The 20,416-nt window shown below is 69.2% G+C and carries 22 protein-coding genes; 18 read left to right on the top strand and 4 right to left on the bottom strand.

What is annotated here, in order from left to right; genetic code table 11:
- The first annotated feature begins 134 nt into the window (after window positions 1-134).
- From OHA77_RS15270 to OHA77_RS15240, 7 genes are all read left to right on the top strand, one after another.
- The gene (locus OHA77_RS15270) at window positions 135-1,022 is read left to right on the top strand and encodes a hypothetical protein (protein WP_406318765.1); all 888 of its coding nucleotides are present in this window, start codon (window positions 135-137) and stop codon (window positions 1,020-1,022) included.
- Window positions 1,019-1,822, top strand: coding sequence for a nitrilase-related carbon-nitrogen hydrolase (locus tag OHA77_RS15265; RefSeq protein WP_406318764.1), 804 nt, complete (start codon window positions 1,019-1,021; stop codon window positions 1,820-1,822). The genes OHA77_RS15270 and OHA77_RS15265 overlap by 4 nt, the downstream gene beginning before the upstream one ends.
- Window positions 1,823-1,861: 39 nt before the next feature.
- Window positions 1,862-2,767 (top strand): ABC transporter substrate-binding protein, encoded by a 906-nt coding sequence (locus OHA77_RS15260; protein WP_406318763.1) that lies wholly within the window; start codon window positions 1,862-1,864, stop codon window positions 2,765-2,767.
- On the top strand, window positions 2,764-3,711 hold the full coding sequence (locus OHA77_RS15255; RefSeq protein ID WP_326819962.1) for an amino acid ABC transporter permease: 948 nt from the start codon (window positions 2,764-2,766) through the stop codon (window positions 3,709-3,711). The genes OHA77_RS15260 and OHA77_RS15255 overlap by 4 nt, the downstream gene beginning before the upstream one ends.
- An 8-nt stretch (window positions 3,712-3,719) precedes the next feature.
- Entirely contained in the window at window positions 3,720-4,472 is a 753-nt protein-coding gene (locus tag OHA77_RS15250) for an amino acid ABC transporter ATP-binding protein (protein WP_406319830.1), read from the top strand.
- Window positions 4,473-4,556: 84 nt separating this feature from the next.
- Window positions 4,557-6,128 (top strand): glutamine-hydrolyzing GMP synthase, encoded by a 1,572-nt coding sequence (guaA, locus tag OHA77_RS15245; protein ID WP_406318762.1) that lies wholly within the window; start codon window positions 4,557-4,559, stop codon window positions 6,126-6,128.
- Between the two features lie 216 nt (window positions 6,129-6,344).
- Complete coding sequence (locus OHA77_RS15240) at window positions 6,345-7,604, top strand: acyltransferase family protein (protein WP_406318761.1); 1,260 nt, start codon at window positions 6,345-6,347, stop codon at window positions 7,602-7,604.
- Here OHA77_RS15240 and OHA77_RS15235 read toward each other — a convergent pair.
- Together OHA77_RS15235 and OHA77_RS15230 are read right to left on the bottom strand one after the other, a co-directional pair.
- Window positions 7,511-8,398: a polysaccharide deacetylase family protein gene (locus tag OHA77_RS15235; RefSeq protein ID WP_406318760.1), complete on the bottom strand. Its 888-nt coding sequence runs from the start codon at window positions 8,396-8,398 to the stop codon at window positions 7,511-7,513. The two genes, OHA77_RS15240 and OHA77_RS15235, sit on opposite strands and share 94 nt — an antisense overlap.
- Before the next feature lie 602 nt (window positions 8,399-9,000).
- Window positions 9,001-9,498 carry a hypothetical protein gene (locus OHA77_RS15230; RefSeq protein WP_406318759.1) on the bottom strand — a complete coding sequence of 166 codons (498 nt, stop codon included), beginning with the start codon at window positions 9,496-9,498 and terminating at the stop codon, window positions 9,001-9,003.
- Here OHA77_RS15230 and OHA77_RS15225 point away from each other — a divergent pair.
- From OHA77_RS15225 to pseH, 7 genes are all read left to right on the top strand, one after another.
- Complete coding sequence (locus tag OHA77_RS15225; RefSeq protein ID WP_406318758.1) at window positions 9,479-9,733, top strand: hypothetical protein; 255 nt, start codon at window positions 9,479-9,481, stop codon at window positions 9,731-9,733. The genes OHA77_RS15230 and OHA77_RS15225 overlap by 20 nt on opposite strands.
- An 11-nt stretch (window positions 9,734-9,744) precedes the next feature.
- The gene (locus OHA77_RS15220) at window positions 9,745-10,707 is read left to right on the top strand and encodes a hypothetical protein (protein ID WP_406318757.1); all 963 of its coding nucleotides are present in this window, start codon (window positions 9,745-9,747) and stop codon (window positions 10,705-10,707) included.
- Window positions 10,704-11,108, top strand: a complete 405-nt coding sequence (locus tag OHA77_RS15215; RefSeq protein WP_406318756.1) for a YbaB/EbfC family nucleoid-associated protein — start codon at window positions 10,704-10,706, stop codon at window positions 11,106-11,108. The genes OHA77_RS15220 and OHA77_RS15215 overlap by 4 nt, the downstream gene beginning before the upstream one ends.
- On the top strand, window positions 11,101-11,484 hold the full coding sequence (locus tag OHA77_RS15210) for a YbaB/EbfC family nucleoid-associated protein (RefSeq protein ID WP_406318755.1): 384 nt from the start codon (window positions 11,101-11,103) through the stop codon (window positions 11,482-11,484). The genes OHA77_RS15215 and OHA77_RS15210 overlap by 8 nt, the downstream gene beginning before the upstream one ends.
- A gap of 208 nt (window positions 11,485-11,692) precedes the next feature.
- Window positions 11,693-11,959 (top strand): acyl carrier protein, encoded by a 267-nt coding sequence (locus OHA77_RS15205; RefSeq protein ID WP_326819970.1) that lies wholly within the window; start codon window positions 11,693-11,695, stop codon window positions 11,957-11,959.
- Window positions 11,956-13,005: an HAD-IIIC family phosphatase gene (locus tag OHA77_RS15200; RefSeq protein ID WP_406318754.1), complete on the top strand. Its 1,050-nt coding sequence runs from the start codon at window positions 11,956-11,958 to the stop codon at window positions 13,003-13,005. The genes OHA77_RS15205 and OHA77_RS15200 overlap by 4 nt, the downstream gene beginning before the upstream one ends.
- Before the next feature lie 5 nt (window positions 13,006-13,010).
- Window positions 13,011-13,499, top strand: a complete 489-nt coding sequence (pseH, locus tag OHA77_RS15195; protein WP_406318753.1) for a UDP-4-amino-4,6-dideoxy-N-acetyl-beta-L-altrosamine N-acetyltransferase — start codon at window positions 13,011-13,013, stop codon at window positions 13,497-13,499.
- Window positions 13,500-13,517: 18 nt separating this feature from the next.
- Here pseH and OHA77_RS15190 read toward each other — a convergent pair whose 3' ends face one another.
- Window positions 13,518-14,606, bottom strand: coding sequence for a PseG/SpsG family protein (locus tag OHA77_RS15190; protein ID WP_406318752.1), 1,089 nt, complete (start codon window positions 14,604-14,606; stop codon window positions 13,518-13,520).
- A 151-nt stretch (window positions 14,607-14,757) separates the two neighbouring features.
- Window positions 14,758-15,459, bottom strand: a complete 702-nt coding sequence (locus OHA77_RS15185; RefSeq protein ID WP_406318751.1) for a cytidylyltransferase domain-containing protein — start codon at window positions 15,457-15,459, stop codon at window positions 14,758-14,760.
- A 140-nt stretch (window positions 15,460-15,599) separates the two neighbouring features.
- Between OHA77_RS15185 and pseB the strand changes: the two genes are divergently transcribed.
- The 4 genes from pseB to OHA77_RS15165 are packed head-to-tail and all read left to right on the top strand — an operon-like array spanning window position 15,600 to window position 20,380.
- The gene (pseB, locus tag OHA77_RS15180) at window positions 15,600-16,583 is read left to right on the top strand and encodes a UDP-N-acetylglucosamine 4,6-dehydratase (inverting) (RefSeq protein ID WP_326819975.1); all 984 of its coding nucleotides are present in this window, start codon (window positions 15,600-15,602) and stop codon (window positions 16,581-16,583) included.
- On the top strand, window positions 16,583-17,707 hold the full coding sequence (locus OHA77_RS15175) for a DegT/DnrJ/EryC1/StrS family aminotransferase (RefSeq protein ID WP_406318750.1): 1,125 nt from the start codon (window positions 16,583-16,585) through the stop codon (window positions 17,705-17,707). Before pseB ends, OHA77_RS15175 begins: the two co-directional genes overlap by 1 nt.
- An 11-nt stretch (window positions 17,708-17,718) precedes the next feature.
- Window positions 17,719-18,549 carry a hypothetical protein gene (locus OHA77_RS15170; RefSeq protein WP_326819977.1) on the top strand — a complete coding sequence of 277 codons (831 nt, stop codon included), beginning with the start codon at window positions 17,719-17,721 and terminating at the stop codon, window positions 18,547-18,549.
- Window positions 18,539-20,380: a class I SAM-dependent methyltransferase gene (locus OHA77_RS15165; RefSeq protein ID WP_406318749.1), complete on the top strand. Its 1,842-nt coding sequence runs from the start codon at window positions 18,539-18,541 to the stop codon at window positions 20,378-20,380. Before OHA77_RS15170 ends, OHA77_RS15165 begins: the two co-directional genes overlap by 11 nt.
- Window positions 20,381-20,416: the final 36 nt, after the last annotated feature.

Below are 20,416 nucleotides of genomic sequence, written 5' to 3'. Positions count from 1 at the left end.
TCAGGAACAAACTTCATCTTGTGTGCATCAAACGTCTGAACATAAAGTTCAGCCCTATTGCACCACGAAAGGAAGCAATAGTGACGAAACCACGCATTCGTCTCGCTCTTCGAGACTGGGATCACCTCGTCCCGGTGACGACGGGGACCGTACGGCCGGCCGCGTTCGAGTTGGAGCTCGAATCCCGGTCGATCACGCCGGATGTGCTGAGCGAACCGGAACTGGACGGCGGGGAGACCTCCTTCAGCAGGTACGTGCTCGGCAGGGCGGCCGGCGACGACCGGCTGGTGGGACTCCCCGTCTTCGTGATGCGTGGCTTCCGGCACCGCTGTGTACTGGTCCGCCGGGACAGCGACCTCCACGGGCTCACCGACCTGAAGGGCGCCCGCATCGGCCTGACCGGCTGGCCCGACTCCGGCAACACCTGGACCCGGGCGCTGTTCCGGGCGGCCGGAGTCGACCTGGGCGGCGTGGAGTGGACGGTCGGCGGCCTGGTCGCGGGCGAGCAGGGCAAGGACCGCGTCGGCCCGGCGCCGCTGCCCGGCAACGTCGGGGTGACCGACGCGTCGATCGCCGAGGAGCTGGCCGCCGGACGTCTCGACGCGATCCTGACCCCGTTCATGCCCGCGGAGTTCTTCACGCCGGAGAGCCGGTTCCGCCACCTGTTCGCCGATCACCCGGCGGCCGAGCTCGCCTACTTCCACCAGACCGGCTTCGTCCCCGGCATCCACCTGGTGACCCTGAAGCGTGAGGTCGTCGAGCGCCACCCGTGGATCACCGGTGCCGTACAGGAGCTCTTCGAGGAGTCCAAGCGGCTGTGGCTGTCACGGCGACGCCTGCTGGCCGACACCGTCCCGTGGCTGCTCGCCGACCTGAGCAGGACCCAGCAGGTCTTCGGCGACGACTGGATGCCGTACGGCACGGCCGCGAACGCCGCGATGACCGCGGCCTTCTGCGAGGAGCTGCACGCCCAGGGGATCGCCCCCCGGGCGATCGACCCCGAGGAGGTCTTCGCATCATGAGTAAACTCCGCGTCGCGGTCGGCCAGTTCGCCACGGCCGAGGACTGGGCGACCAACCTCAGGACCTGCCAGGCCGCCGTCGACGATGCCGTCGCCGGGAATGCGGATCTGCTGGTCCTTCCGGAGGGGGCGATGTCCCTCTTCATCGACGAGCCCACCCGGATCCGCCAGGCGGCCCAGCCGCTCGACGGGCCGTTCGTCACCGGGCTGGCGGAGCGTACGCGCGGATCGGGCACCACGGTGATCGTGGGGACGCACGAGCCCGCCGAGGACGGCCGGGTGTTCAACACGCTGGTCGCGTTGCGCGACGGTGAACTCGTCGCCTCCTACCGCAAGCTGCACCTGTACGACGCCTTCGGCAGGCGCGAGTCCGACAACGTGGTGCCGGGCTCGGGATCCCCGGTCGTGATCGACTGCGCGGGCTGGAAGGTCGGCATGATGACCTGCTACGACGTCAGGTTCCCGGAGATGGCGAGGCTCCTGGCCGACCAGGGCGCGCAGGTGGTCGCGCTGCCCACGGCATGGGTGCGGGGGCCGGCCAAGGAATGGCACTGGGAGGTCATGGTCACCGCCCGCGCGCTGGAGAACACCTACTACGTCGCCGCGTCCGGCGAGTGCGGCCGGCGCAACATCGGGGCGAGCATGTTCGTCGACCCCCTCGGCATCACCCGCGCCCGCCTCGGTGACGCGCCGGGCATGCTCTGGGCCGACGCCTCGGCCGAGGAGCTCGAACACGCCCGCCGCACCCTTCCCGTCCTGGCCAACCGGCGATTCGCCGTCGATCCCCACCCGACACTCTGAGGAGCGAAAGTGCGTAAGACCCACGCTGTTAGCGCCGTTGTGGCCGGTGCCCTGCTGCTGGCCGGATGCGGATCCAACCCGCCGGAGAGCGAGGGCGCCCTGGGTGGCACGGCGTCGGCCAGCGGCACCCCCGCCGTCACCCAGACCAGAGACCAGGCGCTGCACGACCGCCTGCCCGACAAGGTGAAGACCGCGGGCAAGCTGATCTCGGCGAACAACGGCTCGTTCCCGCCCTACGAGATCGCCGGGACGGACGGCAGGTCCCTGACCGGGGTCTCCGCCGAGCTGTCCGAGGCGCTGGGCGGCCTGCTCGGTGTCAAGATCGAGCACGTCACGGTGGACGGCCTGCCGAGCACGCTCACCGGGATCGAGGCCGGACGCTACGACTTCGCCATCGGTCCCGTCGGTGACTTCCCCGAGCGGCAGGTCTCCAACGACTTCGTCGACTGGGTGCGCGAGTTCGTGGTGTTCGCCGTGGCGAAGGGCAACCCCCGCAAGATCAATTCGATCGCCGACACCTGCGGGCTGAAGATCTCGGTCATGGCCGGCGGGTCCGCCGAGAAGGTGATCAAGGGGCAGTCCGACACCTGCGTCAAGGAGGGCAAGCCGAAGATCGACGTCCAGTCGTACAAGGACCAGCCGACCTCGATCCTGGCGGTCCGCTCCGGCCGCGCCGACGCCTTCTTCTCCTCGCAGGCACCGCTCACCTACTTCGTCAAGCAGTCGGGCGGCGCGCTCGAACTCGTCGGTACCGGCAAGCCCAACGGATTCGACGACCTGTTCCAGGGAGCCGTGGTGGCCAAGGACTCGCCGCTGCGTGACGTGCTCAAGGACGCCGTCCAGAAGCTGATCGACGACGGCACCTACCAGAAGATCATGGATAAGTGGGGTACGACCGGCAACATGCTCGACAAGGCCGGCATCAACCTGGCGGTCGCGAAATGACCACCGCCACGGAGCGGCGATCGACCCCGGAGATCGACGTGGCGGGGGCCGCTCGGACGCGCCACCCGCTGCGCTGGGTGGCCTCGGTCGTCCTGCTCGTACTGGCGGCCCAGCTGGTGAACATGCTGGTCACCAACGGCAACTTCCAGTGGGACGTGGTCGGCCGCTACGTCAACGCGCAGGTCATCGGGACGGGCATCGTGACGACGCTGTTCCTCACCGTGATCGCGATGGCGGTCGGCGTGGTGGGCGGGGTGCTCATCGCGATGGGCCGGCTCTCCGAGAACCCCGTCGCGCGGGTGACCTCCGGTCTCTACGTCTGGTTCTTCCGCGGCACGCCCGTCCTGGTGCAGCTCGTGCTCTGGTACAACCTGTCGGCGCTCATGCCCCGGATCTCGCTCGGCATCCCGTTCGGGCCGTCGTTCGTCACGGGCGAGACCAACCAGCTGATCACGCCGCTGCTCGCCGCGGTCCTCGGCCTCGGGCTCAACGAGGTCGCCTACATGGCGGAGATCATCCGAGGGGGCCTGCTCTCGGTCGACCCCGGCCAGACCGAGGCCGCGTCGGCGCTCGGCATGAGCCGCGGGCGCACCTTCCGCAAGATCGTCCTGCCTCAGGCCATGCGGTTCATCGTGCCGCCGACCGGCAGCCAGGTCATCAGCATGCTGAAGGCCACCTCGCTGGTCAGCGTCATCGCCCTCGCCGATCTGCTGTACACCGTGCAATCGATCTACAACCGCACCTTCCAGACCATCCCGCTGCTGATCGTGGCGTGCATCTGGTACCTGGTGATCACGTCGATCCTGTACATCGGCCAGTCCTTCATCGAGCGCCACTACGCACGCGGGGCGACCCGCAACGCCCCGCAGAGTTTCTGGAGCTTCCTTCTGTTCCGGCGACGCCGGCCACCGGCGGCCCCGACATCCACGGAGACACCATCGTGACCACACCCATGGTCCACGCCAGGGCCGTACGTAAGAGCTTCGGCTACCTGGAGGTGCTCAAGGGCATCGACCTGGACGTCCAGCGGGGCGAGGTGGTCGTCATCCTCGGTCCTTCCGGATCCGGGAAGTCGACGTTCCTGCGCTGCGTCAACCACCTGGAGACCATCGACGGCGGCGCCATCCACGTCGACGGCGAGTTGATGGGCTTCGACGCCTCCGGCGGGCGGGTACGGCACCTGCGGACCCGGGAGATCACCCGTCAGCGCCGGGAGATCGGCATGGTCTTCCAGCAGTTCAACCTCTTCCCGCACTTCACGGCGGTGCGGAACATCATCGAGGCGCCGGTGGGCGTGCGCGGTGAGTCACGCGGCAAGGCGCGGGAGCGGGCCCTGGCCCTGCTGAAGCGGGTCGGCCTGGAAGACAAGGCGCACAGCTACCCCCGCCAGCTCTCCGGCGGTCAGCAGCAGCGCGTCGCCATCGCCCGGGCCCTGGCGATGGAGCCCAAGCTGATGCTCTTCGACGAGCCGACCAGCGCGCTGGACCCCGAGCTCGTGGGCGAGGTGCTCGCCACCATGAAGGACCTCGCCAACGACGGTCTCACCATGATCGTCGTCACGCACGAGGTCGGGTTCGCCCGTGAGGTGGCCGACCGGGTCGTCTTCATGGACGGCGGGGTCGTCGTCGAGGCCGGCCCGCCCGCCGAGGTCCTGGACAACCCGAGCAATCCGCGGACTCAGGCGTTCCTCAGCAGGGTCCTCTGACGCCGTCCGGCCATGCTGTCGTCACCCGGCTGCCCGACTCCGCGTGAGCACGCCGACAAGCGCCGATAGACTGGATTCACCGCTGTGTTTCCTTTGGGGGTCTTGGTGTCTGAGTTCGACACGGTCCTGGTCGTCGACTTCGGTGCGCAGTACGCGCAGCTGATCGCGCGACGGGTGCGTGAATGCCACGTCTACTCCGAGATCGTCCCCTCGACGATGCCGGTGGAGGAGATGATGGCCAAGAAGCCCAAGGCCATCATCCTGTCCGGCGGTCCGTCGTCGGTCTACGCCGAAGGCGCTCCCGCCGCGCCCGCCGGTCTGTTCGAGACCGGGGTGCCCACCTTCGGCATCTGCTACGGCTTCCAGGTCATGGCCCAGGCGCTGGGCGGCCAGGTGGCCAGGACCGGCCTCGCGGAGTACGGCGGGACCCAGCTTGACGTGGCCCAGGAGGGCGTGCTCTTCGCCGGCCTGCCTGTCAAGCAGTCGGTCTGGATGTCCCACGGCGACAGCGTCGCCGCGGCCCCCGAGGACTTCCTCGTCACCGCCGCGACCGCGCAGACGCCGGTCGCCGCCTTCGAGCACCCCGGCAAGGGCCTGTACGGCGTGCAGTTCCACCCCGAGGTCCTGCACTCCGAGCACGGTCAGGCGGTGCTGAAGCACTTCCTCGACGCGGCGGGCTGCCGTCCCTCCTGGACGATGCTCAACATCGTCGAGGACGCCGTCGAGGCGGTCCGCGCCCAGATCGGCCCGGAAGGACGCGCCATCTGCGCGCTGTCGGGCGGAGTGGACTCCGCAGTCGCCGCGGCGATGGTGCAACGAGCCATCGGCGACCGTCTGACCTGCGTTTTCGTCGACCACGGGCTGCTGCGCAAGGGCGAGGCCGAGCAGGTCGAGCGCGACTTCGTGGCCGTCACCGGCGTCAAGCTCCGGGTCGTGAACGCCCAGGAACGCTTCCTCAAGGCGCTCGACGGGGTCGTCGATCCGGAGGACAAGCGAAAGATCATCGGACGTGAGTTCATCCGGGTCTTCGAGGACGAGCAGCGCGCCATCCTCGCCGACGGCCCGGTTGACTTTCTCGTCCAGGGCACCCTCTATCCCGACGTGGTCGAGTCCGGTGGCGGCACCGGCACCGCCAACATCAAGTCGCACCACAACGTCGGCGGCCTCCCGGACGACCTGCGGTTCTCACTGGTGGAGCCGTTGCGCGCGCTGTTCAAGGACGAGGTCCGCCGCGCGGGCGAGGAGCTCGGCCTGCCGCCCGCGATGGTCTGGCGCCAGCCGTTCCCCGGCCCCGGCCTGGGCATCCGCATCATCGGCGCGGTCACCCACGACCGCCTGGAGATCCTCCGCGAGGCGGACGCCATCGCCCGGGAGGAGCTCTCCCGCGCGGGTCTCGACCGGGAGATCTGGCAGTGCCCGGTCGTCCTGCTCGCCGACGTCCGCTCGGTGGGCGTCCAGGGCGACGGCCGCACCTACGGGCACCCGGTCGTCCTGCGCCCGGTCTCCAGCGAGGACGCCATGACCGCGGACTGGTCCCGCGTCCCCTACGACGTGCTCGCCCGCATCTCCACCCGGATCACCAACGAGGTCCGCGAGGTCAACCGCGTGGTCCTCGACGTGACCAGCAAGCCCCCGGGCACCATCGAGTGGGAGTAGGAACGACGGCGCGGCCCCGCGGAGGATTCCTCCGCGGAGCCGCGCCGTTCTCCGTCCTCCACCGATCCGTGGCAGGTCCTCTACAGGGGTCGATCCGGGCACCCCGGGCGTGACCGCGTACGTAGCGCGTCCGCTGGGCGGAGAGGCGGGCATCCGGGCCGGTGCGGATGAGGGCAGCGCCGGTTTTATGTTCTCTGTCCAGGTAAATTGAACGGGGTGTCCTCGACAGTCAACGGTGCCCGATCTTCCACGGCCGCTGCCGTCACCCGGCTGGCCTGGCTGGACGCGCTGCGCGGGCTCGCCGCCGTCGCGGTCCTGCTGGAACATCTGCTGCCCTGGTTCATGCCCGCCCTCCGGCCCTACTGGTTCAACCTCGGGATGTACGGCGTCCTGGTGTTCTTCCTGGTCAGCGGCTACATCATCCCGGTCTCGCTGGAGGGGCGCGGCGACGTCCGCGCCTTCTGGATCAGCCGCGTGTTCCGGCTCTACCCGGTCTACCTGCTGGTCGCGGCCGCCGTCCTGCTGACGGCCTTCTGGATGCCGGTCCGCGAGCAGGTGCCCCGCGATCTGTCGTCGGTGTCCGCGCACGTCACGATGCTGCTGGACGTGGTCCACCTCGGTGGGCTGGCCGACACCATGTGGACGCTCTCCTACGAGATGGTCTTCTACCTGGTGGTGACCGCGCTGTTCGTCCGCGGCCTGCACCGCCGGAGCGGGACCCTCGCCGTGGGGTTCGGCGCCGTGGCGGTCGTCGCCGGGCTGACGCTGTCCGCGCCGCTGCTCAAAGGTCCCTGGCCCGCCTACCTGTCGGGCGTGCTCTTCCTGGTGGGCATGGCCTGCCTGATCGGCGGCCGGTTCCGGACCGCCGCCGCCTGCGTCCTCGGCGGCATGTCCGTGGTGCTGCTGCTCTTCGGCAGCTTCGTGCCGTGGCTCGGGGCGGCGATCCTCGCGGTGATGTTCGCCGGGACCGCGATCCGCCGCTGGGAGCAGGGCACCGGCGGCCTCTGGCCGGTGGCCGCCGTCACCGTTCTGGTGGCCCTGGCACCGGTGTGGGCGCCCCAGGCGGGCTGGTGGTGGGTCCAGCCGGGCGTGTGGTTCACCACGATCGCGCTCGCCGGGGCGACGTTCGCGGGCGCGATGGCCCTGCGCCACCGCCGCCTGCCCCGTTTCCTCGTCCGGCTCGGCCTGATCAGTTACTCGCTCTACCTCCTGCACCACCCGCTGCTGAGGCTCGTCAACGCTCTCGCCGGAGACGTGCGGGCCATGCAGCCGGTGGTGCAGGTGGCGCTGTCAGCGGGTTTCGTCGCCGTGGTGATCGGCCTGAGCCAGCTCACCTACCGCTACGTCGAACTGCCGATGCAGCGGCTGGGCAAGCGGGTGGCTCAGAGACCGTCGGCGGGCGACTCGGCGCTCTCGGCGCCGCCCAAGGGGGTGTCCTCGGAGAGCTCTTCGTCCTTCTCGCTGCCGACCGGATAGATGTCGCCGGCCTTGAGCTCCTTTGCGCCGGCACCGCGCAGCGAGGAGACCGCCACGACGTGGTAGCCCTGCTTCTGCAGCGCGGTCAGCAGCTTCGGCATGACCGTGACGGTCTGCGCGACCCAGTCGTGCATGAGGATGACGCCGTCACGCTTGGCGTTCTTGAGCACCTCGTCGTAGATGGCCTTCTCGTTCTTGGTCGCCCAGTCGCGGGAGCCGCCGTTCCACAGCATGATCGGCATGTTCATCTCGGCCGCGATCGCCTTGACCCGCTCGTCCAGCTCGCCGTACGGCGGGCGGATCATGGTCGGCGCCTTGCCGGTGACCTTCTTGACGAGCTCCTGGGTCTTGGTCAGCTCCTCGCGGATCTTGGCCTCGTCCAGCTCGCGCAGGTGCGGGTGGGTGTAGCTGTGGTTGCCGAGGTCGTGTCCTTCGACGGCCATCCGCTTGGCGAAGGCCGGACGCGACTTCACGTACTGGCCCTCCAGGAGGAAGGTGGCCTTGGACTTGTACTTCTTGAGGGTGTCGAGCAGCTTGTCGGCGTATTTGCCGGGGCCGTCGTCGAAGGTCAGCGCGATGCACTTGACCTTCGCGCAGTCCACGGGCGCGACCTTGGCGGCGGACTTGGCCTTGTCCGCCGCAGTGGTCTTGGCCGTGCTGGTGGGCTTCGCCGTGGTGGTGGGCTTGGCCGTGGTGGTGGGTTTCGGCTGGTCCGCGCTCCAGGCGGCGGTCGGCGTGGCCATTAAGGCGAGCGCACAGGGGATGGCCAGCAGCATTCGGGCAGGAGACTTCATGAGGGGAGCTCCGGGTGTTACGAGAGATGCGGGCGGGACAGAAAAAAGCATCTTATCCGGACACTTTGCCCGAAGTCGGGTTGATGGGTTGTCTGCCAGCCGACTTTCAGGTTTCTACCAGCGAACAGACAGAGACGGTTTTTCCGGCGTCACCCGTGTCTCTTCGACTGCGGCGGCATATCCGGCAGGCCGGCGTGACGGGCGGTCTGCGGTCCGGCGGCCCGGAGCTGGAGGGTCTGAAGGGTCCTGGGCCCACCGCTCTGGCCCTGCCGGCGATCGTGGTGTGCGCGGTCGGGATCGCCGTATTCCTCTTGTTCCGCCGGATGTGGATGCGGAGGCGGCGTCGCGTCCCGATCCGCCGCGGTGTCATCTCGTGAGCTGCCGGTAGCTCATAGATCACGTGTCGCGTGTGTCACGTATGCGACGAATAGCCTTTCGTGGACGCCGACGAACTCCGTCCCCTAGATTGAGCCTTGATCATGCCGATCGCACCGGCGGCGAGAAGGCCCACCTGCCTGATACTTCCCGGGCGCCATCTCCTCCGCTGGCAAACCGCCCGCGCTAAGAGCTGTCGCCAGCCCGCCGAGCACATGGAAGGTGTATCACGTGTCCGACGACGACTTCCCGAAGCCGACATATTCGGATACGTTTCCGGATCCGACCAGCCCGTCGCCGAGTGATTCTGGTACGCCGAGCTCTTCGCCGAGCGGTACGCCGAGCTCTTCGCCGAGCGGGACGCCGAGCGGGACGCCGAGCTCTTCGCCGAGCGGGACGCCGAGCGGGACGCCGAGCTCTTCGCCAAGCGGGACGCCGAGCGGGACGCCGAGCTCTTCGCCAAGCGGTACGCCGAGCAGCCCCGGGACGCCGAACCCGCCGCCTAAAGCTCCCGACGGGTGTCCGCACAACCCCCCTTGCCCGACCAGTCCCTGCACGCAGCCGATCCTGAACGCCCCCTCGGACTTCCCGCTCCCCGCGACGCCCGGCCCGGACCCCGCTCCCGCTGCCCCGAGTGACAGGGATGGGTTTGAGATCGCCACGGGAAAGATCGAAAAGTTCGCCCAGGTGATGATCACGTCAGCCGTGAACGTCAGTGCGATCAAGGCGGCCGTGCCAAGCTTCGAGGGATGGTTGAACATGTTGCCGGGGACCGGCATCCCCCTTCTCGGGCACTTGTACGTTGACAGGCTCAACAACCTCAGCCACGCCTGGGCCGATTGCGCGGGAATCCTGCAGGATGTGCTCGACAAGGACGGCGTGAAGCTCGTCCATACGGCTGAGAACTATCGTAGGGCCCACATAGAGGCCGAGGCCGCCGTCGATAAGATCGACCACTGAAAGGTATTTTGATGCCGACCCCCTCCGGCGGCCCGCCCGCGCCGTACACCCCCGGTCTGCCGCTTCCTTCGCAGGGCCCCCAGAAACTGTTCATTGCTGGCAGGGGCGGGCAGATCACGGGCGTCGTCACCGTCCCCCCCGCTCTGACTCCTGCGCCTGCGGCTGCTCCTGCGCCTGCGGCTGCTCCTGCGCCTGCGGCTGCTCCTGCGGCTGCTCCTGCGGCTGCTGCGGCTCGGGCTCCTGTTTCCACCCCCGCCTTCACGTCTTCCGCTGATCCAGGATTCTTCAGAAATATGCTCATCGAGTTAAAAAAACACAACCATTGGGTTTTGAGGGGGCTGACCATAGCCGGGTTGGCCGTGATGGGAGCGGTGCTGATCCTGATAGCCATTGCGAACTTCGGCAACCCCGTCCTCTTCATACATCGCCGGGATAGGTGGAAGGAGATGCTGGGGCATCTCAAGGGCAACGCCTGGGACGTATGGCTTGGCTACTTCAGTGACCTCCCGCCGTACTGGAAGGGCCACGCGGTCGAAATGCTCCAGCAGTATCTCAGGTTCAAGTTGATCGGCATGTTCGACCAGCTCGGCGCCATCGCCAAAGATATGAGCAGTACCATGCACAACCAGTACAAAGAGGTTACGGAGTACGACCTGGCATTGGTCGGACTGGTGATCCCCGCCGGGGCGGCCTTTAAAGTTCTCGTGCCGATGGCCGGAACCCCCCTTGGCAGGATCTTCCTGATGGCACATTCCGGGGGTTTCCTCGGTACTATCGGCACCCTGATCAAACAGTTCGCCGACATCTACAACAAGTACGAGAGCAGCCTGAACGATCTCGAGCTGAAGATCACTGAAACCAAAGGCGCTTTCTACAACACGGGTGATCCGGCGAAAGGCTCGCGCGACCTGCATGTGGATCCGATGGTCAAAGACATCCGCCTGTGGGAGCCTGCCATCGGGGAAAGCTCGTGAAGGACGGCGAGGCCTTCAACATGGGCGGGGAGAGCGAGCTTCGCGGCATGATCCGCGAGGTCGAGGGACTGGTGGGCGCGTTCGCCGAGACGCTGCGCGATCTGGGTGAGCAGAAGCTGACCGGCGCAGACGCCAGCGGCCGGGTGGTGGCCACGGTGTCGGGTTCGGGACGGCTGCTGCATCTGCGCATCGACCCCCGGGCGATGCGCGACCTCGACCATGTCGCGGTGGGACTCGCCATCCAGGAGGCCGTCGGGGCGGCGCGTGAGGCGATGGCCCAGGGCATGGACGAGGCGATGGCCGCGCTGAACGGGCTGAGCGGGCTGCCGCAGCCCGATCCGGATCACGATCCTCTCGCGGCGTACTTCGACGCCATTCTGCGGGAGAGCGATCATGGATGACATGGATGAGCTGAGGAGGCTCGCGGAGCAGTTGTCGGTGGCGTCGGCCGAGATGGAGGCGGCCGTTGCCGAGTGGGGTGCGCGAAAGTTCACTGGCGCGGCCGACAAGGGGGGCATCGTCGCGACCGTGGACGCCGTGGGCAACCTGCTGGCGCTCGACATCAGCGTGTTGAGCAAGCGGCGGCACGACGGCGTGACCCTGGCTGACGCGGTGGTCGTCGCGATCCACGCGGCCGAGCAGGCGGCCGCGGAGGCGAAGGACGCGATGACATCGAACCTGAACATGGGCTCGGGGCTCGGCCGCGGCGACCTGCTCGGTGACGCCCAGCGCGACTTCGAGACCCGCGCAGGACTCAGAAGACCTGACTTTCCCTGATAAGTCGTTACCCGGGGCATATGTGATGCCGCCGGGGTGGCGGATCTTTCTCCGACGCCCTGAGCCTGGTCGTCCCGGGCGGCGGTCAGGCGGCGCCGGAGCAGGAGCATGGCCGAGCGGCCCCTCACGCATCGCTTCGCTACACTACGCTGTCGCGACGATACCGTGAGCTACTCCACTGTCTGCCGTGACCGAAGGGGCGAAATCGGTGCAAGATCATATCGACACGCAGATCAGGGCGTTCATCGAACCGCGCTTCCCCGGCCGGAGCTGGACCGACGACGACGACATCTTCGCCCTGGGGTTCGTCGACTCGATGTTCGCGATGGAGGTGGTGATGTTCGTCGAGCGGACCTTCGCGGTGGCGGTGCCCAACGACGAGCTTCACATGGACAACTTCCGCAGCGTCCGCTCCATGGCCGCGCTGGTCCGGCGGGTCGCCGCCGGTCCGCAGCCGGGGGCGGTGCCCGCGTGACCGCGAGCGTCGGGAGGCGGGGGACCGGCCCGATCAAGTGCGTGGTCTGGGACCTGGACAACACGTTGTGGGACGGCGTGCTCCTGGAGGACGGGGAGGTCACCCTCCGGCCCGAGGTCGCGGAGGTCGTCCGGGTGCTCGACGAGCGGGGGATCCTGCAGTCGATCGCCAGCCGGAACCACAGCGAGGCCGCCATCGAGCAGTTGGAGCGGTTCGGCCTGCGCGACTACTTCCTCGCCCCCCAGATCGGCTGGAACCCGAAGTCCGAGTCCGTGGCGGCCATCGCGAAGAGCCTGAACATCGGGATCGACACGCTGGCGCTGATCGACGACCAGTCGTTCGAGCTGGAGGAGGTGTCCTTCAGCCATCCCGGGGTGCTCTGCCTGGACGCCCGGGACGTGGCCGGGATTCCGGAGATGCCGGTCTTCACGCCGAAGTTCGTCACCGAGGACTCCCGCAACCGGCGGTCGATGTATCTGGGATCCGAGCTCAGGGACGCCGCCCAGCGCGAGTTCGGCGGGACGAGCGAGGATTTCCTGGCCACGCTCGACATGACCTTCGTGATCACCCCGGCGGCGGAGGCCGACCTGCGGCGTGCCGAGGAGCTCAGCGTCCGCACCAACCAGCTCAACTCCACCGGGATCACCTACTCCTACGAGGAGCTGCGCGGGTTCGTACGGTCTCCCGACCACCTGCTGCTGGTGGCCGGCCTCGACGACAGGTTCGGGTCCTACGGGAAGATCGGCCTCGGACTCGTCGAGCGCGGGGCCGAGATCTGGACGCTCAAGCTCCTGCTGATGTCCTGCCGGGTGATGTCACGGGGCGTCGGGACGGTCCTGCTGAACCACATCATGCGGCTGGCCCGGGACGCCGGAGTGCGGCTCCAGGCGGAGTTCCTGCCCAACGACCGCAACCGGGTGATGTTCGTGACCTACCGCTTCGCGGGCTTCCAGGAGGTCGGGACCCGGGACGGGCTGCAGATCCTGGAGTCCGACCTCGGTCACATCCAGGACCCTCCCGCCTACCTGACGGTCCGGACCGGCTGACCGCCGTGCTCAGGAGAGCCTTCGAGCACGAGAGCGAGCTGATCCGGCGGTGGCGAAACCACCCCCGGGTGCGCGGGGTCAGCCTCACCGATCACGAGATCGACGAGGCGGAGCACCGCAGGTGGTGGCGGGCGACGATGGCCGACCGCACCCGCCGGATCCTGGTCTACGAGCACGGCGGTGTGCCGAGCGGCGTGGTGAACATCTCCGGCCACGACGTCCGGGCGCGGCAGGCCGGCTGGGGTTTCTACCTCGACGTGGACGGGCTGTCCCGGCGCGGGGAGTTGCTGGCCGCCTGGATGCGGGTCGAGGGCGAGGCGGTCGAGTACGCCTTCGCCGAGCTGGGGATCGACACCCTGCGCGGTGAGGTCCTGGCCCGCAACGAGGCGGTCAGGACCCTGCACCGCCGTCACGGGTTCGTCGAGGTCGGCACCTACACACGCGAGGTGGCCGGGGTCGAGGAGACCGTCGTCGTCATGGAGATGACCAAATGATCATGGTGTCCCCGGTGGTCACGGGGAGAGCAGCGCGTCGGCGACCCGTGCCCTGCCCTCCCCGTCGACCAGCGCGGGCCCGCGCATGCCGAGCTCCGTACGGGTGCGGGCGCAGGTGAGCAGCGCCCGCAGGCAGGCGCGGGCGGGGCCGTCCGCGCCTGTCGCGGCGTCGAGGCGGCCGAGTCCGGCCGCCAGCCCCCGCGAGACCACCTCCTCGTAGGCCGGCCGCTGGTTCTCCGCCACCCAGGCGAGCGCGGCGGCCTTCCCCAGGTGGAGAAGCTCCCACACGCTGCCGCCCGCCGCCGTGACGACGAGGTCCGCCGCCGCGATCAGACGGGGGAGGTCGTCGGTGGGCGGGATCCGGTGGATCACCTGACCATCCGCCGGTTCGAGGTGGTCCAGCGCTCCCGCACGCGGCGTGACGACCGTCGCCAGGAACGGTGCGCGCGTCGCGACGAGTTCGCCCGCGACGACGGAGACCACTCCGGCCGCATCGGTGCCCCCGAGGAAGCACAGCACCCGGGGAGGCCGTCCGGCCGCCACGGATCGCCGCGGGACGGGCTCCGCCATCCCTCGGCGGGCGGCCTGCACCGATTCCGGCGCCGCCTCCGGCCGTACCGTCTTCCCGGGCCCCTGCCGTCGCAGTCGCCGTACGTCGTCGCGGAGCAGGGCGTAGCGCACCCCCGCGAGCCGGACCGCTCCGGCGGGCGAGCGGTCCGGCCTGCGCTCGGCGCCGAGGTTCTGGTCCAGGTAGACGTCGGCGTCCTGGCCCCGGTCGTCCCCGTCGACGATGGCCAGCACCCTGACGCCCGCCTCGCGCAGCGCCCCCGAGCAACGGGGGTCGAGGTCGTAGGAGTCGATGACCACGGCGTCGAGCGCGAGGCGGCGCGCAGCGCGGACCATGGCGGCCGGGCCGTCCGGTCCGGGGAGCAGTGTCAGGCCGCGCCGAGCCAGTTGCTCCCTCGCCCAGCCCAGACCGCCGACGTCACCGAGGACGACGACCTCCAGTCGCCGGTCCCGCAGCTCCTCGGCGAGGGCCAGGCAGCGCATCAGGTGGCCGACGCCGATGGTGGCGCCCGCGTCGCACCGGATGCCGACGCGGTTCATCGGATCCTCTCGGACGCGGAGACCCGGAGTGTGTCGGCTCCGGGCGCCGCTGCCGGAGTCCGGGCGTGCCGGAACGTGAGGACCTCCGGACCTATGGTCTCCGGGTGCCGCCGCCGGGGTCCGGGTCTTTTGGCGCGCGGGGGCCTCGGGCTCATGCCTCCTCCAGGGCCTTCTGTTCCACGGCGGCGTTGAGCGCCACGACCTCGGGCCGCTCTCGCAGCCATCCGGTCAGGGTCCGCAGCGGCACCGGCGCGTCCCCGAAGTGGTCGACGACCGCGCTGATCAGCTCCCAGTCCTCCGGGGTGTCGAGCGTGACGCGCAGATCGGCGTCGCCCGGCGGGAACATGAGACCGATGATCCGGAAACGCTCGGCGTGCGTGTAGAGGTAGGACGTCACGTGGGTGCGGTGGTAGCCGGTGGCCACCGCGTCGAGGCCGCGGAGCGCCCGCGCGGAGACGATCTCCACGTCCAGCCCTCTGGGCAGGGTCCTGGGCTGCGGGCTGGTGCTCAGGTAGTCGAGCGCGGGTGCGGCCCGCCACATGCCCGCGGCCATCGCGATGACCTCCGGGTCGAGCAGCGGGCAGTCGGCGGTGAGGCGCATGACGGCGTCGCAGTCCAGCCGGTCGAGAGCGCCGAGGAAGCGGGTCAGCACGTCGTCCACCGGGCCGCGGTACCAGGAGACCCCGAGCCGCTCGCACTCCGTGACGACGTCGTCGTCGGCGGGCTCGGTGGTGGTGGCCACGACGAGGTCGTCGAGGGCGTCGCCGTGGGAGGCGGCGCGCACGACCCGTTCCAGAACGGTGCGTCCGCCCAGCGTGCGCAGGACCTTTCCCGGCAGGCGGGTGGACCCCATGCGGGCTTGAATGACTCCGGCGATGTGAACGGCCAAAACATTTCCTAACTCGGCTGAGTGATGGTGACGCTACGTTATGCTACAAACTCGTCACTGAATGACTACCGTAAGTTACGGAAGTCTTGTATGGGGGGACTCGGGTGGGCGAGCTTGAGGGATCATCGATCCTTATCACCGGCGGGACGGGATCGTTCGGGAAGGCTTTCATCCGGCATGTGCTCGACCGTCACGACCCGCGCCGGGTCGTCGTGTTCTCAAGGGATGAGCTCAAGCAGTATGAGGTCAGGCAGCTGTTCGCCGACGACTCCAGGCTGCGGTGGTTCATCGGTGACGTGCGCGATCGCAGCCGCCTGACCCGTGCCATGCACGGTGTGGACCATGTGGTGCACGCGGCCGCGCTCAAACAGGTCGACACGGCCGAATACAACCCGTTCGAATATGTTCTGACCAATGTCAGCGGTTCCCAGAATGTCGTCGAGGCGGCCATTGACTGCGGCGTCAGAAAAGTGATCGCGCTTTCGACGGACAAAGCCTCCAGTCCTATCAATCTTTATGGAGCGACCAAGCTGGTAGCGGACAAACTGCTGGTGTCCGCCAATCATTACGCTTCTCACCATGTGACCCGGTTCGCCGTGGTCAGATACGGCAACGTGATGGGCAGCCGGGGCTCGGTGATCCCCTACTTCCAGAAGCTGGCGGCCGAGGACAAGAGCCTGCCGATCACCGACAAGCGGATGACCCGCTTCTGGATCACCCTGGAGCAGGCCGTCCGGTTCGTCGTCGACTCCTTCGACCTGATGCAGGGCGGCGAGCTCTACGTCCCCCGCATCCCCAGCATGCGGATCACGGATCTGGCCGAGGCGGTCGCCCCGGGCTCCCCGTTGCACGAGGTCGGCGTCCGTCCCGGGGAGAAGCTCCACGAGGAGATGATCGCCGCCGACGACAGCCGCAGGACGATCCGCCTGGCCAGCCGCTACGTGGTGCAGCCCACGATCGCCACCTGGGGCTATGTCCCGTCGCCCGGCGGCCAGAGCGTCCCCGAGGGTTTCTCCTACCGCTCCGACACCAACGACCAGTGGCTGTCGGTCGAGGGGATCCGCGAGCTGCTCGCGGTGAAGATCTGATGCTTCCGTACGGCAGGCAGTCGATCGACGAACGTGACATCGAAGGCGTCCTGGACGTGCTGCGCGGGGAGTGGCTGACCACCGGCCCGGCGGTCGACGCGTTCGAGCGGGAGCTCACGGCCTGGACCGGTGGGGTGCCGTGCGTGTCGGTGACCTCGGGAACCGCCGCGCTGCACACGGCCTACGCGACGGCCGGCGTCGGCGCGGGGGACGAGGTGGTCACCTCACCGATCACCTTCGTCGCCACGGCGTCCACGGCGGTCATGCTCGGTGCGCGGGTCGTCTTCGCCGATGTGGAGGAGGACACGGCCAACCTCGACCCCGACGCCGTGGAGGCGGTGATCGGCCCGCGTACCCGGGCCGTCACCGCCGTCGACTACGCCGGCCACCCGGCCGAGTACGACGTGCTGCGCAAGATCGCCTCACGCGCCGGGGCCGTGCTCGTGGCCGACGCCGCGCATTCCGTCGGGTCGCGCTACCACGACCGGCCGGTGGGCACGCTCGCCGACCTGACGACCTTCTCCTTCTTCCCGACGAAGACGATCACGACCGCCGAGGGCGGCGCGGTCGCCACGGCCGACGTGGAGCTTCTCCGGCGCGCGCGGCGGTTCAGGAACCACGGGCTGGTCCGCGACCCGGGAGAGCTGCGCGACCCCGATGAGGGGGGCTGGCACCAGGAGGTCCACGCGTTCGGCCTGAACTACCGCCTGCCCGACATGCTGTGCGCCCTGGGCGTCAGCCAGCTCCGGCGGCTCGGCCAGTTCAGGGAGCGGCGGGCCCGGCTCGTCGAACGCTACAACGAGGCCCTCCGGGGCCTGTCCGGACTGCGGCTGCCCACCCGCCGCCCGCATGCCGACCCCGCCTGGCACCTGTACTCCGTGGGAGTCCTCGGCGGGCGGCGGCGCGAGGTGTACGAGCGGATGCGGGCGGCGGGCATCGGCGTCCAGGTGAACTACCTGCCCGCCTACCGGCACCCCGTCTTCGCGGACATGGGTTACCGGCGCGGCATGTGCCCGGTCGCCGAGGAGTTCTACGCACGGCAACTGTCGCTGCCCCTCTTCCCCGCCCTCACCGACTCGGAGCAGGACCGGGTCGTCGAAGCTCTCCACGCGATCCTCGGCTGAGCGGAGGCACGATGCACCACACGAACCACTTCTACGGGCATGCCCATGTCTTCGCCCGGTTCTGCGGGCTGGACCGGCGCAGGCCACCGCGCATCAACGGCTATCTCCAGCACGGATGGAACGCCCTGGACGGGTTCGGCCCCCGGGAGAGATACGTTCCGGCGACGCCGAAGTTCGTCTGGACGGACGCGATGCGCCGCCGTGGCTGGGCGCGAGGGCGCCGCGACTACTACCCGATCGGGGCCCCGTGGCTCTATCTGATGCAGATGGAGCCCGAGGAGCCGGGCCCGGAGCGGGAGGGCACGATCTGGTACCCCTTCCACGGATGGGAACGCCAGCAGGTGGACGGCAGTCACGAACGGCTGATCGACGAGATCCGTGAGGTCGAGCAGGGGCCGGTGACCGTCTGCCTCTACTGGCTGGAGTTCGGCATGCCCGAGATCCGGAGCCTCTACGAGGACGCGGGGTTCAGGGTGATCAGCCACGGTGCCCGGGGCTGGATGAAGAAGGGGACCGATCCGCTCTTCCCGCACCGGCAGCTCACCGAGCTCCGCCGCCACCGGCGGGTGGCGTCCAACCGGCTGAGCACCGCCGTGTTCCACGGCATCGCGGCCGGATGTGAACCGGCCGTGTACGGCAATCCCATGGTGCTGGCGGACGAGGACCCGCTGCACGGCGGGGTCGCCCGCATCCGGCGGCTGTGGCCGGAGCTGCACGGCGCCGAGGTCCACCTCGCCACCGCCCGGGAGATCGCCGCCGACGAGCTGGGGGTCACCTACCAGGCGTCGCCCGAGGAGATCAGAACCGTTTTCGGATGGCCGGGGGAGACCGATGATCTGTGACGACACCGTGGCCCGGGTCCGTCTGATAGGGGGAGAGATGCTTGAGTGGTCCGACACCGAACGGGACGGATCTCCCGGCGCCGGAGTGCTCGGCGAGCTGTTGCGTCCTCTCCTGCCCGGCGGTGCCCGGGTCCTGGTCGCGGGGCCGCACCCGGCCGCTCTTCTCGACGAGCCGGTCGCCGGCGCGTGTGAGCTGAGCGTGCTGCTGCGCTCCTACTCTGACGCCTGCCGCCTCGCGGAGCAGTACGAGGCGACGGTCTACTGCGGGAGCCTGGAGAAGGCGGCGTTCCCCGAGGGATTCGACGTGGTGATCGCTCTCGACGGGGTGGAGCGTCTCATGTCGTTCGACCACGCGGGCAGTTCCTGGGCGGAGGCGCTGAGGCGGCTCGCCGGGATGCTCGCCCCGGGGGGGACGCTCGTGCTGGGCGTGGAGAACCCGCTGGGCGTCCACCGGTTCGCCGGAGATCCTTCGGAGGTTCACGAGCGCGCGGACGACGACTGGGCCGCCGCGGAGCTGGACCAGTCCCGGCCGGTGAACCTGGAGCAGCTCACCGGCCTCCTGGACGACTCCGGCCTCACCCTGGGCAGAAGCTATGCGGCGTACGGTCATCCGTCCGGGCCGCACCTCCTGCTGGACGTCTCGGCCCTGGAGACCGCGTCGGCACCGACGGCCCTCGCCGTGGCCGCCTGCGCCGGGGTCTTCGGCACGCCCCCGGCGGGTTACGACTCGCGGCACCTGTGCCGCATGGCGATAGCGGGCGGGCTCGGCGCCCGGATCGCGACACGCTGGGTGGTCGTGGCGCATGCCGCCGGAGGGCGCCCCGTGACCACGCCGGTGGCGTTGACCATGGACGCCGACGCCGCTCCCTACTGGCGGCTGCCCTGTGAGCTGGCTCCGGCGGCGCGGGGCGGATGGGTCCGCAGGGCGCGGGGGGACAGGACACTCCGGGTGTCGGGGCGGGTGATCCGGACGCCCGGACTGCTCGACGGGCCGATCCCCGAAGGGCGGTTCCTGGCCGAGATCCTCATGGCCGCCTGCACCCGCAACGACGTCGTCGCGATCCGCGAGGTCCTCGCCCTCTTCCTGTGGTGGGTGGAGAGCCAGGGCGAGGACGGGAAGGTGCCGGGGTGGACGGCCTTCGCGGTGGCCGACAACGTGATCTTCGACGGCGCCCGGTTCGCCCTGCTGGACGCCAGCTGGCAGCTCCCCGGAGAGCTTGACACCGACGTGGTCCTGGCCAGGGTCATGCGCCACTTCGCCGTGCGACTGCTGGACTCGGGGCAGTGGCACCCGTGGTCCTGGCAGCTCGGTACCGACCGGCTGACGTTGACGCTGCTGTCGATGATGGGCAGGACCGCCGATCTGGAGATCGTCCGCCGGGGCGCGGAGCTGGACGCGGAGATCGACGCCGACCTGGCGGGTTCCCGGGAGGACGTCGCCCAGGACGGGGCGACCGGTGAGGACAGACCGGTCCAGGACGAGCCGTCCCAGGAAGAGCCGGGGCACGAAGAGCCGGGCCAGCACGGGCCGGGCCGGGCCGCACCGGGAAGGTGGCGGGAGAGCTATCGGGAGCTGTACGCCGCGAGGGGGCGGCTGCGCGCGAAGCTGGAGGAGGCCCAGCAGAAGATCACCATGCTTGAGCGCGACCTGGACACCGCCGAGGCCAAGCTGCTGAAGGCGGTCCGGGCCGTGAAGCAGGCGGAGCGGCGCGACGAGCGGATCCGGTCCTCTGCGGGTTTCCGGGTGGGGCGCGTGATCACCGCGTCGGCGGCGGCGCTGCGGCCGGTACGGCGGATGTTCGGCACCGGTCCGGACCGGGGCGCGGACTGAACGCGGGTCAGCCCGGAGCGCCGCATGTCAGTTCAA

Source organism: Streptosporangium sp. NBC_01639 (assembly GCF_045209755.1).
Classification (GTDB): domain Bacteria; phylum Actinomycetota; class Actinomycetes; order Streptosporangiales; family Streptosporangiaceae; genus Streptosporangium.
This window is presented reverse-complemented; position numbering and strand designations above follow the sequence as displayed.

Bases quoted from the DNA above. Each gene is read 5' to 3' on its own strand.
- OHA77_RS15210 (WP_406318755.1), top strand. From the start codon at position 11,101: ATGGATGACATGGATGAGCTGAGGAGGCTCGCGGAGCAGTTGTCGGTG.
- OHA77_RS15170 (WP_326819977.1), top strand. From the start codon at position 17,719: ATGCACCACACGAACCACTTCTACGGGCATGCCCATGTCTTCGCCCGG.
- OHA77_RS15165 (WP_406318749.1), top strand. From the start codon at position 18,539: ATGATCTGTGACGACACCGTGGCCCGGGTCCGTCTGATAGGGGGAGAG.
- OHA77_RS15185 (WP_406318751.1), bottom strand. From the start codon at position 15,459: ATGGGGTCCACCCGCCTGCCGGGAAAGGTCCTGCGCACGCTGGGCGGA.
- OHA77_RS15265 (WP_406318764.1), top strand. From the start codon at position 1,019: ATGAGTAAACTCCGCGTCGCGGTCGGCCAGTTCGCCACGGCCGAGGAC.
- OHA77_RS15255 (WP_326819962.1), top strand. From the start codon at position 2,764: ATGACCACCGCCACGGAGCGGCGATCGACCCCGGAGATCGACGTGGCG.
- OHA77_RS15220 (WP_406318757.1), top strand. From the start codon at position 9,745: ATGCCGACCCCCTCCGGCGGCCCGCCCGCGCCGTACACCCCCGGTCTG.
- OHA77_RS15190 (WP_406318752.1), bottom strand. From the start codon at position 14,606: ATGAACCGCGTCGGCATCCGGTGCGACGCGGGCGCCACCATCGGCGTC.
- OHA77_RS15175 (WP_406318750.1), top strand. From the start codon at position 16,583: ATGCTTCCGTACGGCAGGCAGTCGATCGACGAACGTGACATCGAAGGC.
- OHA77_RS15235 (WP_406318760.1), bottom strand. From the start codon at position 8,398: ATGAAGTCTCCTGCCCGAATGCTGCTGGCCATCCCCTGTGCGCTCGCC.
- OHA77_RS15250 (WP_406319830.1), top strand. From the start codon at position 3,720: ATGGTCCACGCCAGGGCCGTACGTAAGAGCTTCGGCTACCTGGAGGTG.